Below are 15,493 nucleotides of genomic sequence, written 5' to 3'. Positions count from 1 at the left end.
GAGGTCCTCCCCCGGCGAACGTCCGCCCCGCGGGTCAGGACGGCGACGTCGACCCGGTTCAGAGGCCCCTGGCCGTGCCGCGATCCCGGCGCACCTCGTGGTGGAAGCCGAGACCGGAGACCATCAGGAGCACCCCGATCAGGATCGCCCCGCCGCCGGCGATGCCGAGCAGGGCGTGCGGGCCGAAGCCCTGCAGGGCCGCCACGACCACGCCGCCCCCGGAGAGCAGGCCCACGAGCCCGGTCCACAGCTGGTCCCGCGCGGGGATGAACTCGCGGCGGTGGCGGGCCCACGCCACGAGCTCGGCGACCCCGCCGAGCACGAGGGCGGCGCCGGCCGCCACGCCCACCGCGGCCGGGGACCCCAGGAACAGCAGCACGATCACGCCGAGCATCCACGCGGCCGCCGCCAGCGACAGCGGGGAGCGCATGGCCACGGGCACCGGGTCGCGGCGCAGGTACTCCCACATCGCCGAACCGGAGAACGCCAGATACAGCGCGAACATGACCTTCATCCACGTCAGGCCCGGCTCGGCGACGAACACGGTGGTCAGACCGAACGCCAGCGCCACCACGGCGCGGATCAGGATCGGCTTGAACACCACGGACGAGATCTCGAGGGGGGTCTGCACGGTAGCCACCGCCCCAGTCTAGGAGCCGTGCGGCCGCGGCCCGGCCCGCGCGTCACCGCCCGGACGCGCTCACACGACGCCGAGCCGCATCCAGTCGTCGCGCCGGGCCCGCCAGCCGAGGGTGAGCGCCCGCATCCCCATGTAGACCCCCGCGAAGCCGAGCCAGAGCAGGCCCAGCTGCACGCCGGCGTCGGGCACGGCGGCGTTCGGTCCGGGCCAGACCGCGGTCCAGCCGAACCCGCCCGTGGCGAGCTGCGCGAGCACCCAGAGCGCCGGCGCGTAGACCACGAGGTTCACGAGGCCGGCGAGGGCGAGGTAGCGGGCGTCGCCGGCGCCGATCAGCACGCCGTCCAGCACGAACACGTACCCGGCCACCGGCTGCCCGGCGGCCAGCACCCACAGGCCCACGGTGGCGGCGGCCTGCACGGTCGGGTCCGTGGTGAACAGCCCCGGCAGCACCGGCGCCGCGAGGGCCAGGACGGCCCCAGTCACGACGCCGAAGCCCAGCCCCCAGTGCACCATCGTCCGGGTGAGGCGACGGGCGGCGTCCGGCCGGGCGGCCCCGAGCTCGGCGCCGATCAGGGCCTGCGCGGCGATCGCGAGGGCGTCGAGGGCGAACGCCAGCGTGGAGAACAGCGTGAAGACGAGCTGGTGCGCGGCGAGGGTGAGGTCGCCCGCGCCGGCGGCGGCCATGACGGTGATGAGGATGGCCGCGCGCAGGCTCGCGGTGCGCAGCAGCAGCCACGACCCCACCTGGGCCGTGGCGCGCATGCCCGAGGCACGGGGCGCCCACGCCGTGCCCGAGCGGCGGAAGCGCGGGGCCAGCACGAACAGGTACGTCACGAGCATCGCCCACTGCACCACGGACGTGCCGATGGCCGAGCCCGGCCACGCCCCAGCCCAGCCCGTACACCAGGGCCACGTTCAGCCCGATGTTCGCGCCGAAGCCCACACCCGCCACCACGAGCGGCGTCACGGTGTCCTGGAGGCCGCGGAGCACCCCGGTGGCGGCGAGCACGGCCAGCAGGGCCGGCAGCCCCGGCATGGACCAGCGCAGGTAGGCGACGGCATGGGCCTGCACCTCGCCCGTCGCGCCGAGGGCCGCCGTCAGCGCGGGGGCCGCGAGCCAGCCGAGGACGGCCAGCACCGCGCCGAGCAGCAGGCCCAGCCAGATGCCGTCGCGGCCGCGGTCCATCGCGGCGGCCGGGTCCCCCGCCCCGATCAGCCGGGCCACCGCCGGGGTGGTGGCGTAGGCCAGGAAGATCATGAGGCCGGTGAGCGTGTGCAGGATGGTGGTGCCGATCCCGACGCCGGCCAGCTGGGCCGTGCCCAGGTGCCCGATGATCGCGGTGTCGGCCAGCAGGAACAGCGGCTCCGCGATGAGCGCGCCGAACGCGGGGACCGCGAGCGCGAGGATGCGCCGCGTGAGGGCGCGCGCGTCCTGCGGGGCGGGCGCCGCCGTCGAGCCGGAGGGTCCCGCCATCTCAGCCCAGCAGGGCCAGCAGCGGGGCCAGCGCCGTGGTCGGGGCCGTGGGCTCGGGCAGCGTGTCCGGCAGCAGGGGGGCCACGAGGTAGAGCATCGCGATGGCGATGCCGTTGTTCACCATGTGCAGCAGCACCGCGTACCCGAACGAGCGGCCCATCAGGATGTAGGACACCGTGATCGCCACCGCGAGGGTCAGGTACGGGACGGTCTCCACGAGCCGGAAGTCGCCGCCGGTGCCGAGGAAGTGCAGGAGTGTGAACGCGAGCACGGAGACCACGGCGCACACCCACACGTTGATCCAGCGGGAGAGCTTGCCGATCAGCAGGTGGCGGAACAGGTACTCCTCCACGAGCGGGGCGGCCACCACGGTCATGAGGATCATGAGCACGGGCGGGGCCTGCGTGGTCATCTCCTCGAGCGCGGCCTGGTTGGCGCTGGTCTGCGCCTCCCCGATGAGGCTCAGCACGATCACGTTCACGACGATGCACGCCAGCCACGTGGCGGGCAGCAGCAACAGCTTCCACCACGTGCCCGTGCGGAACACCCGCAGCGACGTCACGAGCGGGCGCCAGGCCACGGCCAGCACGAGCACCACGAGGATCGCGTAGCTGACGATGTTCACCGTGAACCCGTCGCGGACCAGGTCGAACGCCTCGAGGTCACCGGGGACCAGGCCGAGCGACACCGCCAGCCACAGCCCCAGCCCGAGCACCATGAGCGCCACGTACACGAGCACCACGACGGCGTCGCCCCAGTGGAACCGACCCGGGGTCCAGTCCGGCGCGGGGCGGGCCGCGGGCCGGCGGCCGGGCCAGCCGGCGGGGACGCCACCGGGGGCGCCGGGGTGCCCGTGCAGGCTCGGGGCGACGGCGGCGCGGCGGGCGGACGGCCGGCCCGACGGCGGCCAGCCGGCGGGCGGACCGGCCGGCGGGCCGGAGGGAGGAACGCTCATGGCGGCCACGCTACCAACGGGGGCGGACGCGCCAGGCCGCGGGCGCCGTCGTCGGGAGCGGCTCCGTGGCCCACGCCACGCCCGCGCGCCCGCGACACGCGCGCGGTGGCGGCGGGCCGACCGCCTCGTCTACGGTGCTCCCCATGGCCTTGTTCTCCCAGCCGGTGTTCATCAACCTCCCGACGACGGACCCCGAGCGGATCCGTGAGTTCTGGACGACCCTGGGCGCCACCGCGATGGACGACTACTCGGACGAGCACTCGGTGTGCATCGAGCTCACCGAGTCGACGTACGCGATGTACCTCAGCCCCGGCTACTACACCGACTTCATCGGCAACCGTGAGATCGCCGACTGCCTCACCACCAACTCCGCCCTCATGGCGCTGACCGTCGGCGACGCCGCGGCGGTGGACGCCCTGGCGGACCGGGCGATCGAGCTCGGCGCCGCCGAGGTGCCCCTGCCCGAGGACCTGCGCGAGGAGATGGCCGACTCCGGCATGCACTCCCGCGAGATCGTCGACCCGGACGGGCACCAGTGGGAGTTCATCACCACGTGACCTCGGCCGGGGCCCGCGTTCGTTGCCGAGACGACGGCCTCCCGGGGCGCTTCCCTTGCCGAAACGGGAGCCCGCCGGCTAGGCGCCGAGTCGCCCGGTGAGGCGCGCGTGCATCGCCGCGGAGGCCTCGTTCAGCCCCGTCACCTCGGCGTGGATCCCGTGCCGGGCGTACTTGGTCAGCACCGAGTCGAGCGCGGCCACAGTGGAGGCGTCCCACACGTGCGCGGCACTCATGTCGATCACGACGCGCGGCGGGTCGAGGGCGTACTCGAACTGCGAGTAGAGGTTGTTCGAGGACGCGAAGAACAGGGCGCCGTGCACGCGATACGTGACGGCGTCGCCGTCGTCGTGGACCTCGCGGACCACCGTGACCAGACGCGAGACGCGCTGAGCGAAGAGCACCAGCGCAGCGAGCACGCCCACACCCACGCCGATCGCGAGGTTGTGAGTGAGCACCGTGGCCGCCACGGTCACGACCATGACGGCGGTCTCCGAGCGCGGCATCGCGCGCAGGGTGGCGGGGCGCACCGAATGCCAATCGAAGGTGGCGGCGGCCACGAACATCATCACGCCCACGAGCGCGGCCATGGGGATCTGCGCCACGAACTCGCCGAGGGCCACCACGAGGACCAACAGGAACACGCCCGCGAGGAACGTGGAGATCCGGGTGCGGGCGCCGTTCGCCTTGACGTTCATCATGGTCTGCCCCACCACTGCACAGCCGCCCATCCCGCCGAACAGCCCGGAGACCACGTTCGCGACCCCCTGCCCCCAGGACTCGCGCGTCTTGTCCGAGCGGGTGTCCGTGATGTCGTCCACCAGCTTCGCGGTGAGCAGGGACTCGAGCAGCCCCACGAACGCCATGCCGATGCTGAACGGCAGGATCAGCCACAGCGTCTCCCACGTCAGCGGGACGTCCGGCAGGCCGAGCGCGGGCAACGCGTCCGGCAGCGCGCCACGGTCCCCCACGCGCGGCACGGTCAGACCGGCGGCCATCACCAGGGAGGTGACCACGACCACGGCCACCAGGGTCGCCGGCACCGCCGTGGTGAGCCGCGGCAGCAGCACCACGATCACCAGGGCGAGCACCGTGAGCGGGTACACGAGCCACGGGACGCCGATCAGCTCGGGCAGCTGCGAGGTGAACACGAGGATGGCCAGCGCGTTGACGAACCCCACCATCACCGACCGCGGGACGAACCGCATGAGCCGGGCCACACCGAGCACGCCGAGCAGGATCTGGATGACACCGCCGAGGATGATCGCGGCAAGCAGGTGCCCCACCCCGTACGCGTGGGACAGCGGTGCGACGACGAGCGCCACCGCCCCCGTGGCCGCGGAGATCATGGCGGGGCGGCCGCCCACGATCGCGGTGGTGACGGCCATGGTGAAGGACGCGAACAGCCCGACGCGCGGATCCACGCCCGCGATGATCGAGAACGCGATGGCCTCCGGGATGAGCGCCAGCGCCACCACGAGGCCCGCGAGGACCTCGGTGCGCAGCCACCGCGGGGTGCGCAGGGTGCGCAGCACCGACTGCCGCTCGCGGGGCGTGGCGGGCGGCGTCGTCGTGGTGGTGGCGGCGGGGGCGGGCATGCCTCGAGGGTAGCGGCGGCCCCGGACGCGGCAGGCGCGGACGACGCGGAGCGTGCACTCAGCCGAGCAGCTCCTCGATCAGCGAGGACTCCTCCCGATGGAGGCGCGCCACGAACGGCAGCAGCATGAGCACGCCGAACAGCGCACCGTCCCGTGTGGTGCCGGCGGCCTCGTGATCCACCTCGACGCGGGTCAGGGAGAACATCCCACCCGAGTGGAACCGGGCGACCCGCCGTGGCCGGCCGCCGTCCTCCCCCTGTGCCCGCACCTCCACGGAGCCGTCCCAGTCCGCGCGGGCCACCACGCGACGCCCCTGGACCGTCCCGTCGACGGCGAAGTAGAGCACGTTCTCGCCCCAGATCTCCTTGAGCTCGTCATGCACGGGCGCCGGTGGCTCCCCCTCGGCCGGTGCCGTGACGTCCGGTCGATGCGTCACGGCATAGGTCGGGCGCAGCAGGCGGCCCACCGCGCTGCGCCACGTGGCCCGGCGGATCCCCACCGTGGTGGCGGCACCGCCGATCGACTCCCAGCGGAACGTGCCGGTGCGTTCGCAGCCCGCCAGCTCCCCACGGACCACCCGGCCGACGAGCTCGCCGTCGTCGCGATGCACCGCGACGGTCCGCATGCTGCGCCGGACGGTGTCCAGCGTCCCCTCCCGGAACCCGTACGTGCTGGTGCGCGTCATGGCCCTCCTCTCCGCCCGCCGCGGTCCGGCCGCATGAGGCGTGCGTCCCAGTGTTCCAGAATCCCCGCGTCCCGTGGGCAGGGCTTCGTGGGCAGGGTTCCGTGGGCAGGGTTCCGTGGGCAGGGTTCCGTGGGCAGAACCGGCGGCGATTCAGGTTCCGTGGGCGGAAGGAGTCACTCTTCTGCCCACGGAACCGGCTGACCCGCCCACGGAACCGGTTGCCCTGCCCACGGAACCCCGAGAGGCGACTCGGGCGGCATCGCCAGGGAGCACCCGCGCCGGCACCCACCCCCGCAGGCAACGGGCCACCCCCGCGCGCACCCGTCACGCCGTGCGCATCACCCGCACGGGGTCGCGGAACGCCGCGAAGGCCGCCGGGAGCAGGCTCGCCACCACGGCGGTCAGCGCGGCGAGCACGGCCACCCCCGCCACGAAGTCCAGCCCCAGCGCCCCGCCCTGCCCCACGACGACGGCGTAGCCCGTCCCCGCGCCCACCACCGCCCCGAGCACCGCCGGCGCGGCGGTGCGGACCGCCACGAGCAGCACGAGGTCCGCGCGGCCGATGCCCAGGGTGCGGCGGCGGCCGAGGTCGCGGCGACGGATGAGCACGTCGGCGAGCACCACGATCGCCACGAAGAAGGCGCCCGCCCCGAGGATGAGCAGCAGCAGGGACCGGCCGAGTCCGGCCAGCTCCCCGGTGATCGTCGCGTTCCCGGCGGCCAGCGCCCGCGCGGTCTGCACCTGCGAGGAGCGAGGGTCGGGGTCGATCACGGCCAGGGCCGAGTCCTGCATGGCGCGGGTGCCGGCGGTGTCCGGGGCCAGGACACGGACCTGCTGGACCACGAGGGAGGCCGGCGCGGCGGGCACGGCAATCGCGTAGTCCGCGAGGTCCTCGAACGGGGTGAGCGCCTCGAACGCGCCCACCACGGCCCACTGGCGTCCGTCTCCGGACTCGAGCGCTCCGGAGGGCTGGGCCAGGCCCAGCTCGGCCAGCTTCGCCTCGGGCACCACCACCTCCCCGGGGCCCGGCAGGCGGCCGCGCGTGAGCTCGACGCCGCGGTCGACGGTGCCCACCACGTGGGTCACCGCCACGCGAGTCCCGCCCGCACCGATCGCGGCGTTCACCGTGTCCACGGGCATGTCGCGGGCCAGGGCGGCCTCGGCGGAGTCGAGACCGGCGAGGGTGGCGACGGTGGCGCCGGTGAGGAAGCCGGTGCCACCCGAGTCCGTCACGGTGAGCACGCGCGCCGCGGGCCCGGAGAGCTCCGCGGCGACGGCGGCCTCCGTGGCCGCCTGACGGCCCACCGTGGCGACGGCCGCGAAGCACATGGCGGCCACCACCAACAGCACGAGGGCGGAGGGCACGGGCGCGGTGCGGGCGGCGGTGAGGGCCTCGCGCAGCAGGGTCCTCAGGTTCACGGGCGGGCCTCCGGGTTCACAGTCGCACCACCTCGTCCGCACGGGCGACGACGGCCGGGTCGTGCGTGGCCACCACCACGGTGCGCCCCTCCCCCGCGGCCTCGGCCAGCGCGTCGAGCACGAGGGAGGCGTTGTCCGGGTCGAGGTTGCCCGTGGGCTCGTCGGCCAGCACCACCGCAGGGGTGTTCACGAGTGCCCGGCAGACCGCCACGCGCTGGGCCTGGCCGCCTGAGACCTGGCCCGGCCGGTGCTCGGCCCGGTGCCCGAGGCCGAACCGCTCCAGCAGGATCCTGGCCCGGCCTTCGAGCTCGCGACGGGACAGGCCGGCGTAGAGGCCGGGCTCCACCACCGAGTCCAGGATGGGCCGGGACGGGTCCAGCTCGGCGTCCTGGAACACGAACCCCACGGACGTGGCCCGCAGCCGCGCCCGGCGCCGGTCCGGGAGGGCGGAGGCGTCGACGTCGCCCAGGCGCACCACGCCCGCCGAGGGCGTGAGCATAAGCCCCAGCACGTACAGCAGCGTGGACTTGCCGCGCCCGGACGGGCCGGTGAGCGCGGTGACGGCGCCAGGGGTGAAGCGGTGGGTCAGGCCGTCGAACAGCTCCTCCGCGCCGCGCGTGTACGCGAAGCGCAGGTCCGCCACGGAGAGCTCCGCGTTCACGGGGCGCCGTTCAGCACGCGCACGGTCTCCCCGGCGTCCACGCCGTCCACCACGGCCAGTCCGTCCGCGGAGCCGCGGACGATGACGGTGCGCTCCTCCTGGACGCCGTCGCGAACCACGGTGACCCTCGCGGCGCCGTCAGGCTGGGTGCGCAGCGCGGACACGGGGACCACGGGCCCGGTGACGGGCGGGACCACGTTGACCTTCGAGAGCAGGGAGGTGGAGGCCTCGGCGGGCAGGGAGTCGCAGTCCGCGCCGCACACCGCGCCGCCGTCGGGGGCGGTCAGGGGGATGCGGATCAGCCCTTGGTCGTCCGCGGTGGACTCGCCGGCCACGGCTTCCCACTCGTGCTCGCCGTGGGGCACGGTCACCGCGGTGCCGGCCGGGATCATGGCGGCCTGGTCCTGGTTGACCTCGATGGCGAACGTGGGCTCGTCGCCGGGGCGGGCGACGATGGTCTCGCCTCCCGCGAGCGCGCCGCCGACGGCCGTGGCCTTCGCGTCCACGCTGAGCGCGGCGGGGAGTGATTCCAGCACCACGAGCTGGCCCAGCTCCACGGTGTCCGCGGCCGGGTAGTCGCGCTCGGTGAGCCAGCCGTTCCAGGCGACAGCGGTGGCCTCGTCCCAGGTGCCGGTGACCTCCACCTTCGCCCCCGTGGCGGCGAGCATGCGCTGGAACGCGGCGACATCGCTGCCGGTGGCGCCCTCGCCGAGCGCCCGCCACTGGGGCAGCTCGCCCTGCACGGTGATCACGGGCTGCTGCGCGACGGCGTACAGCACGTCCCCGGCGGCCACCTCACCGGACTCCCCGGCCCGGGTGACGACGCCGGACAGCGCGTTCACGGCGGCGGGCGCCTGCTCGCGCGTCACGGAGACGCCGAGGGTGATGACGCGGCCGAGCTCCTGCTCGGCGACGGTGACGAGAGCGTCCTCGGACGGACGCTGCTCGGCCTGGGCCGGAGGGGTGAGCGTGGCCCGGCCGGCCCAGAAGGCCAGGACGGCCACGATCAGGAGCACCCCGGCCAGCGTGGCCCAGCGGAGCGGCCGGGTCATCCGGAGGTGCCCCAGAAGACGTCCTGCGGGGGCAGCTCCGGGCAGGTCTGGACGACCTGCGTCTGGCGCTCCTCGGGCACGCCTCTCATGGTCGCCTGCAAGGGCCACCAGTCATGGCGGCCTGGTGTGAAGAAGGCCGTCACGAAGGACTCCTTGGACGGCCGTGTGCTGGTGTCCACAGTGAACCCCTGCGCTTCGAGACAGGGGATGAGGTACTGGTCCCAGTAGTCATAGACAAGGCGAAGCTGCGGTTCGCTCCAATCCTGGGTATAGCTCGGGTCGACTGGGTGCTGGGCGATGCAGGTGTTCATCGCCAGCGCCCAGGCGCGAGCCTGCGCAGCCGGCGGCGTGGAGTATCGGAGACCGCCCGTCGGCGAGACCTCGACGGGGAATCCGTCTGCCCTCATGCACGAGGCGACCTTCTGATCTGATTCCAGGGGAGTCGTGGACCAGTCCTTCCGCTGGACCTGAGGGCGTGTCAGATGGTCTGTGTAAGCCGTACCGAGAGGAACGGTAAGAATCATGACCATGATCGACGAGAAGAACCCAGGCGAGCCCTCGGGCCAGGACCTGGTCGAGCAGCTGAAAGCCTCAGGGCAGCTTGATTCCCTATTCGCGCAGATCGACGCGGGCGGCGTCGAGCTCACCGGTGACGGCGGGTTCGTGCCCGCGCTGGTCAAGGCCGCGCTCGAGCGGGGCCTGCAGGCCGAGCTGACCAGCCATCTGGGCTACGAGAAGGGCTCGAGCGAGGCGCCGAAGCACGCCAACTCCCGCAACGGGACCACCCCGAAGACCGTGGAGTCCGAGGTCGGGCCGATCGAGCTGGACGTCCCGCGAGACCGGGGCGGGTCGTTCACCCCGCGCCTGGTGCCCAAGGGCCAGCGGCGCCTCGGGGGCCTGGATGACATGATCATCAGCCTCTATGCCGGCGGAATGACGATCCGGGACATCCAGCACCACCTGGCCTCCACGATCGGCACGGACCTGTCGCACGAGACGATCTCCAACATCACCGACGCCGTGAGCGAAGAGGTCCTGGCGTGGCAGTCGCGGCCGCTGGAGGAGTTCTATCCGGTGATCTATCTCGACGCAATCCGGATCAAGATCCGAGAGAACAGCCAGGTCCTCAACCGTGCCGCCTACATCGCCGTCGGCGTGGACCTCGAGGGCATCAAGCACGTGCTGGGGATCTGGGTCCAGGACACCGAGGGCTCGGCGTTCTGGGCCCACGTCTGCGCCGATCTCGCCAACCGGGGCGTGCAGGACGTGCTGATCGTGTGCTGCGACGGGCTCAAGGGCCTGCCGGAGGCGATCGAGGCGACGTGGCCGGACTCGATGGTCCAGACCTGCGTGGTTCACCTGATCCGGGCCGCGATGCGGTTCGTGGCCTACCAGGACCGCAAGAAGGTCGCCGCCGCGCTGAAGCCGATCTACACCGCCCCCAACGAAGAGACCGCGAGGAAGGCGCTGGCCGAGTTCGAGGCCTCCGAGCTCGGCACGAAGTACCCGTCTGCAGCCGCGACCTGGGCGAACTCCTGGGAGCGGTTCATCCCGTTCCTGCAGTTCCCACCCATGCTCCGCAAGGTCATCTACACGACCAACAGCATCGAGTCGCTGAACTTCCAGCTACGGAAGGTGACCAAGAACCGCGGCCACTTCCCCTCGACCGAGGCGGCGGTGAAGCTGCTCTGGCTGGCGATCTGCAACATCGAAGACAAACGCGCCGCCGAACGCGCTCGGGACCGGGGCAAACCCGCCGGCCAGCGCAAAGCCCAGGGCCGGCTCGTCGAAGGTCAGGCCGTCACGAACTGGAAGCAGGCCCTCGCCCAGCTCGCCGCGGCCTACCCCGACCGGATCAACCCCTACCTGTGACCACCCCGCTTACACAGACAAGTTGACACGCCCGGACCTGAAGGATCTCGGGAGTTCCCCCGCTCTCTGCCAGGCGGTCCATCTGTTCTCGGTAGGCCGCTTCCTTCTCCGGCTCCGTCGCCAGAACGGGTTCGATGACCTCGGTCGGTTTCCATGTGGCGGCATCCCACACCTTTGAGGGGGTACTGCCTGTCTCCGCGTGCGCCGACGCTCCTGCGTCCGCGCCGGAAGCACACCCCGCCAACAAGAGGGCCCCGACGAGTCCGACCATGGCACCAGCGAAACCGCTTGTCATTCGCCCCTCAGGCACAAGACACCCCAGCGCTCGCAGAGAAAATATCAGTAGGGGTAGTAGCAGTAGCCATTGCTACCCGAAAGAAGCAATGAGACCGAATCGGCCTTCCAGGTCTGGGTGCCTCGGAGACCAGGCTCCCAGTACCTCACGTAGTAGTTGGCTTTGGTACTCGACACTCCCCCAACCGACACCGTGAGGTAATCCCCGTACCGCTGCTGCTCGCCACGGACGCCGACATATCCACCTCCGGCACTGCAGTCCTGTCGCCCGGAGTCCGTCAATGCCTGTGCCGGCACTGCCCCAGAAACGGCCAACAATCCCGCGACGGCGATACCGGCCCCGACCTTTGTAACCCGCTGCTTCATACCCGTGACGATCCTCCTCAGGATTCAAGCTCAAATATGAGCCGCGTCACACACTAGGCGCTAAGGCCTCCCACGGCAAGGGATTCTTCCTGGCCTCCTCAGGCCGTCCCGATTCCCTTTGCGCTTGCTGCAGCCATCACCGGGCGTCGTCTCGTGAGGCCGCGCCGTCGTCGTCCTCCCCGCCCTTGAACTGGCTCATGTAGAGCCGGTGGTAGGCGCCCTTGGCCGCGAGCAGCTCGGCGTGGCTGCCCTGCTCCACGATGTCGCCGTGCTCCATCACGAGGATCACGTCGGCGTCGCGGATGGTGCTGAGGCGGTGGGCGATCACGAAGCTCGTGCGGTCCGAGCGCAGCGCCGCCATGGCGCCCTGGACCAGCACCTCGGTGCGGGTGTCCACGGAGGAGGTGGCCTCGTCCAGGATCAACAGGGAGGGCTGGGCCAGGAACGCGCGGGCGATGGTGATGAGCTGGCGCTCGCCCGCGGACACGTTGGAGGCGTCGTGCTCGATGACGGTGTCGTAGCCCTCGGGCAGGGTGTGCACGAAGCGGTCCACGTAGGTGGCCTTCGCCGCCGCGACGACCTCCTCGTCCGTGGCGTCGAGTCGGCCGTAGCGGATGTTCTCGCGGATGGTCCCGCCGAAGAGCACCGCGTCCTGGAGCACCATGCCGGTGGCGGCGCGCAGCTCGCTGCGGCTGACCGTGCGGGTGTCCACGCCGTCCAGCAGGATCCGCCCGCCGTCCACCTCGTAGAACCGCATGATCAGGTTGACCAGGGTGGTCTTGCCGGCGCCGGTCGGCCCGACGATCGCGACCGTCTGCCCCGGTTCCGCCACGAGGTTCAGGTCCGTGATGAGCGGCTTCTCCGGGGTGTAGGAGAAGCGCACGTGCTCGAACTCCACGCGACCGCGCAGCGGGCGCGGGAGGTGGGCGACGACGTCGCCGTCGGGGGTCTCCTCCGGCTCGTCGAGGAGCTCGAAGATGCGCTCGGCCGACGCCACGCCGGAGATCAGCATGTTGGACATGCCGGCGATCTGCCCGAGCGGCTGGTTGAACTCGCGCGAGTACTGGATGAACGCGGTGACGGCGCCGAGGGTCATCTGCCCGTTGGCCACGCGCAGGCCGCCGACCACCGCGATGCCCACGTAGCCCAGCCAGTTCACCCACTGCATGATCGGCATGATCATCCCCGAGTAGAACTGCGCCGTGAACGCGGCCTCGTACAGCTCCTCGTTGCGCTCGTCGAAGCGCGCGGCCATGTCCCGCTGACGGCCGAACACGGTCACCAGCTCATGCCCCGTGAACAACTCCTCGATGTGCCCGTTGAGCCGGCCCGTCTCCCGCCACTGCGCGGAGAACAGCGCCTGGGACTTCTTGCCGATCACGCCCACCACCACGCCGGCCACCGGCAGCGCGATCAGGGCGATGAGCGCCAGCTGCCAGGACAGCCAGAACATCATGCCGACGATGCCGATCACGGTCAGCACCGAGTACACGAGCGAGGCGAACGCCTGTTGGAGGGCCTGCTGGACGTTGTCCACGTCGTTGGTGGCGCGGGAGAGCAGGTCGCCGCGCTGCCCGCGGTCGAAGTAACTCAGCGGCAGCCGGTTGATCTTGGCCTCGATCTCCTCGCGCAGGCGGAAGACGATGCGCATGACGATGTCATTGAGCACGCGGCCCTGCAGCCACATGAAGGTCTGCGCCACCAGGTACATGCCCAGGACGATGAGGATCAGCCGGCCCAGCTCGGTGAAGTCGATCCCCTCGCCCGGCGTGAACGCCATGCCGGAGAGCATCTCTGCGGCCTGGTCCTCGCCCTGGGCGCGCAGCCCGTCGATGACCTGCTCGCGGCTCAGCCCGCCGGGCATCTGCGCGGAGACCACGCCGCCGAAGATCACGTCCATCGCCCGGCCCAGGACGTGCGGGGCCCACACGTTGAGCACGACGGCGACCAGCACCATCAGCGCGACCACCACCAGGCCCAGCTTCTCCGTGCGGAACAGGCTCATGAGCCGCTTCGCGGACGGCCAGAACGCCTTGGCCTTGCGGGCCGGCCCGCCGCCCCAGTCGTCGGTGGCGCCCTGCTCCTGGATCTCGAGGATCTCCTCGTCCGTCAGGTGCTCGCTCATGCCACGTCCTCCGCGGTCAGCTGGGAGTCCACGATCTCCCGGTAGGTCTGGTTGTCCGCCAGCAGCTCGGCGTGGGTGCCGCGGCCGACCACGCGGCCCTCGTCCAGCACGATGATCTGGTCGGCGTCGGTGATGGTGGCCACCCGCTGGGCGACGACGATCCGAGTCACCCCGGCCGCCGCGCGGTCGAGCGCCGCCCGCAGCCGCGCGTCGGTGGTGACGTCCAGCGCGGAGAACGAGTCGTCGAACACGAGGATCCGCGGCTCGGCCACGAGGGCACGCGCGATGGACAGGCGCTGGCGCTGGCCACCGGAGACGTCCGTGCCGCCCTGGGAGAGGCGCGAGTCCAGACCGGAGGCCGCCGTCTCTGCCTTGCCGGTGGTGCGGGCGCGCACGAAGTCGGCGGCCTGGGCCGTCTCGAGGGCCGCCCAGATGCGCTCGTCCGAGGCGTCCGGGGCCCCGAACTGCATGTTTTCCCGCACGGTGCCCGAGAACAGGTACGGCTTCTGCGGCACGAGGGCCACGGCCTCGGTCAGCTCGGCCCGGGCCAGGTCGGTCACCGGCACACCGTCCACGAGCACCTCGCCGGACGTCGCGTCGTACAGCCGCGGCAGCAGGCTGATCAGCGTGGACTTGCCGGAGCCGGTCGAGCCGATGATCGCCGTCGTGGTGCCGGGGGCGACGGCGAAGCTGACGTCGTCGAGCACCGGCGCCTCGGCGCCGGGGTACTGGAAGGTGACGTGGCGCAGCTCCACGGCGCCGTCGCGACGCGCGGGGGTCACCGGGCGGACCGGCTCAGCGAGCGTGGGGACGGTGTCCAGGACCTCGCCGATGCGGCGGGCGGAGATCACGGCGCGCGGGAGCATCATCATCATGAAGGTGCCCATCATCACCGCCATGAGGATCTGCAGCAGGTACTGCATGAACGCGGTGAGCGCGCCGACCTGCACGAGCCCCGCGTCCACGCGCTCGCCGCCGAACCACAGGACGGCGGCGGTGGCGAGGTGGAGGATCATCGTGATGACCGGGCCGAGCAGCACGAACAGCCGGCCGATCCGCACGGACGTCTCCGTCAGGGCGGCGTTGGCGTCCGTGAACCGGCGTGTCTCGTGGCGCTCGCGCACGAACGCGCGGACCACGCGGATGCCCTGGATCTGCTCGCGCATCACGCCGTTGACGTCGTCGATGTTGTCCTGCATCCGCTGGAACAGCGGCATGAGACGGGCGACGATCCACGCCACGATCACCAGCAGCACCGGCACGGAGACCCACACGAGCCAGGACAGGCCCGGGTCCTCGCGGATGGCCATGATGATGCCGCCGACCGCCATGATCGGCACGGCCACCATGAAGTTCAGGGCCATGAGGGTGAGCATCTGGACCTGGTTGACGTCGTTGGTGCCGCGCGTGATGAGGGTCGCGGCGCCGAAGCGGCCGAGCTCCTCCGCGGAGAACGCGTCCACGCGGGTGTAGACGGCGCGGCGCAGGTCCCGGCCGACGCCCATCGAGGCCTTCGCCCCGAACCACACGGCGGCGATCGCGGCGACCACCTGCACCAGCGCGACGCCGAGCATCACGAGGCCGATGTCCCAGATGCGGGCGGTGTCACCGCGGGCTACGCCCTCGTCGATGATGCGGGCGTTGAGGCTGGGCAGGTACAGCATGGCCAGCGTGCTGATCAGCTGCAGCACGACGACGGCCGCGACGGCGCCGCGATAGCGCCGGCCGTGACGGCGGAGCAGGGTCCAGAGCATGGGGCTCCCAGGGAGTCGGGATGGGCGCGCGGCCGCGTGGGGC

12 protein-coding genes and 1 pseudogene are annotated in these 15,493 nt (G+C 72.0%); 2 read left to right on the top strand and 11 right to left on the bottom strand.

Going from position 1 to position 15,493, the window contains the following annotated elements:
• Positions 1-58: 58 nt before the first annotated feature.
• From SOY78_RS01845 to SOY78_RS01835, 3 genes and pseudogenes are all read right to left on the bottom strand, one after another.
• Positions 59-640, bottom strand: coding sequence for a hypothetical protein (locus tag SOY78_RS01845; protein WP_010079963.1), 582 nt, complete (start codon positions 638-640; stop codon positions 59-61).
• A gap of 60 nt (positions 641-700) precedes the next feature.
• Positions 701-2,114: pseudogene (locus SOY78_RS01840) on the bottom strand (MATE family efflux transporter).
• A 1-nt stretch (position 2,115) separates the two neighbouring features.
• A complete protein-coding gene (locus SOY78_RS01835) occupies positions 2,116-3,069 on the bottom strand; it encodes a CPBP family intramembrane glutamic endopeptidase (RefSeq protein WP_012751117.1) in 954 nt (317 codons plus the stop codon).
• 143 nt (positions 3,070-3,212) lie between these two features.
• Here SOY78_RS01835 and SOY78_RS01830 point away from each other — a divergent pair, with 143 nt between their 5' ends.
• A complete protein-coding gene (locus SOY78_RS01830) occupies positions 3,213-3,626 on the top strand; it encodes a VOC family protein (RefSeq protein ID WP_041103417.1) in 414 nt (137 codons plus the stop codon).
• A gap of 78 nt (positions 3,627-3,704) precedes the next feature.
• On the opposite strand, the gene SOY78_RS01825 is transcribed toward SOY78_RS01830, so the two are convergent.
• From SOY78_RS01825 to SOY78_RS01800, 6 genes are all read right to left on the bottom strand, one after another.
• Entirely contained in the window at positions 3,705-5,222 is a 1,518-nt protein-coding gene (locus SOY78_RS01825; RefSeq protein WP_324701690.1) for a SulP family inorganic anion transporter, read from the bottom strand.
• 58 nt (positions 5,223-5,280) lie between these two features.
• Positions 5,281-5,907, bottom strand: a complete 627-nt coding sequence (locus tag SOY78_RS01820) for a hypothetical protein (RefSeq protein WP_010079958.1) — start codon at positions 5,905-5,907, stop codon at positions 5,281-5,283.
• Between the two features lie 324 nt (positions 5,908-6,231).
• On the bottom strand, positions 6,232-7,326 hold the full coding sequence (locus SOY78_RS01815) for a permease (protein WP_010079957.1): 1,095 nt from the start codon (positions 7,324-7,326) through the stop codon (positions 6,232-6,234).
• A 16-nt stretch (positions 7,327-7,342) separates the two neighbouring features.
• Positions 7,343-7,987, bottom strand: a complete 645-nt coding sequence (locus SOY78_RS01810) for an ABC transporter ATP-binding protein (RefSeq protein WP_010079956.1) — start codon at positions 7,985-7,987, stop codon at positions 7,343-7,345.
• Positions 7,984-9,039 (bottom strand): hypothetical protein, encoded by a 1,056-nt coding sequence (locus tag SOY78_RS01805; RefSeq protein ID WP_036384988.1) that lies wholly within the window; start codon positions 9,037-9,039, stop codon positions 7,984-7,986. The genes SOY78_RS01810 and SOY78_RS01805 overlap by 4 nt, the downstream gene beginning before the upstream one ends.
• Complete coding sequence (locus tag SOY78_RS01800; RefSeq protein ID WP_230956245.1) at positions 9,036-9,446, bottom strand: hypothetical protein; 411 nt, start codon at positions 9,444-9,446, stop codon at positions 9,036-9,038. The genes SOY78_RS01805 and SOY78_RS01800 overlap by 4 nt, the downstream gene beginning before the upstream one ends.
• Positions 9,447-9,567: 121 nt before the next feature.
• Here SOY78_RS01800 and SOY78_RS01795 point away from each other — a divergent pair, with 121 nt between their 5' ends.
• The gene (locus SOY78_RS01795; protein WP_042752856.1) at positions 9,568-10,911 is read left to right on the top strand and encodes an IS256-like element ISMlu11 family transposase; all 1,344 of its coding nucleotides are present in this window, start codon (positions 9,568-9,570) and stop codon (positions 10,909-10,911) included.
• 796 nt (positions 10,912-11,707) lie between these two features.
• Here SOY78_RS01795 and SOY78_RS01790 read toward each other — a convergent pair.
• Positions 11,708-13,696 (bottom strand): ABC transporter ATP-binding protein, encoded by a 1,989-nt coding sequence (locus SOY78_RS01790; RefSeq protein WP_324701689.1) that lies wholly within the window; start codon positions 13,694-13,696, stop codon positions 11,708-11,710.
• On the bottom strand, positions 13,693-15,450 hold the full coding sequence (locus SOY78_RS01785) for an ABC transporter ATP-binding protein (RefSeq protein ID WP_036384543.1): 1,758 nt from the start codon (positions 15,448-15,450) through the stop codon (positions 13,693-13,695). The genes SOY78_RS01790 and SOY78_RS01785 overlap by 4 nt, the downstream gene beginning before the upstream one ends.
• Between the last annotated feature and the right edge of the window lie 43 nt (positions 15,451-15,493).

The organism is Micrococcus sp. HOU01, assembly GCF_035609305.1.
In the GTDB taxonomy this organism is placed as follows: Bacteria; Actinomycetota; Actinomycetes; order Actinomycetales; family Micrococcaceae; genus Micrococcus; species Micrococcus luteus.
Note: the sequence above shows the minus strand (reverse complement) of the source record. Positions and strands in the feature narration are given on the sequence as shown.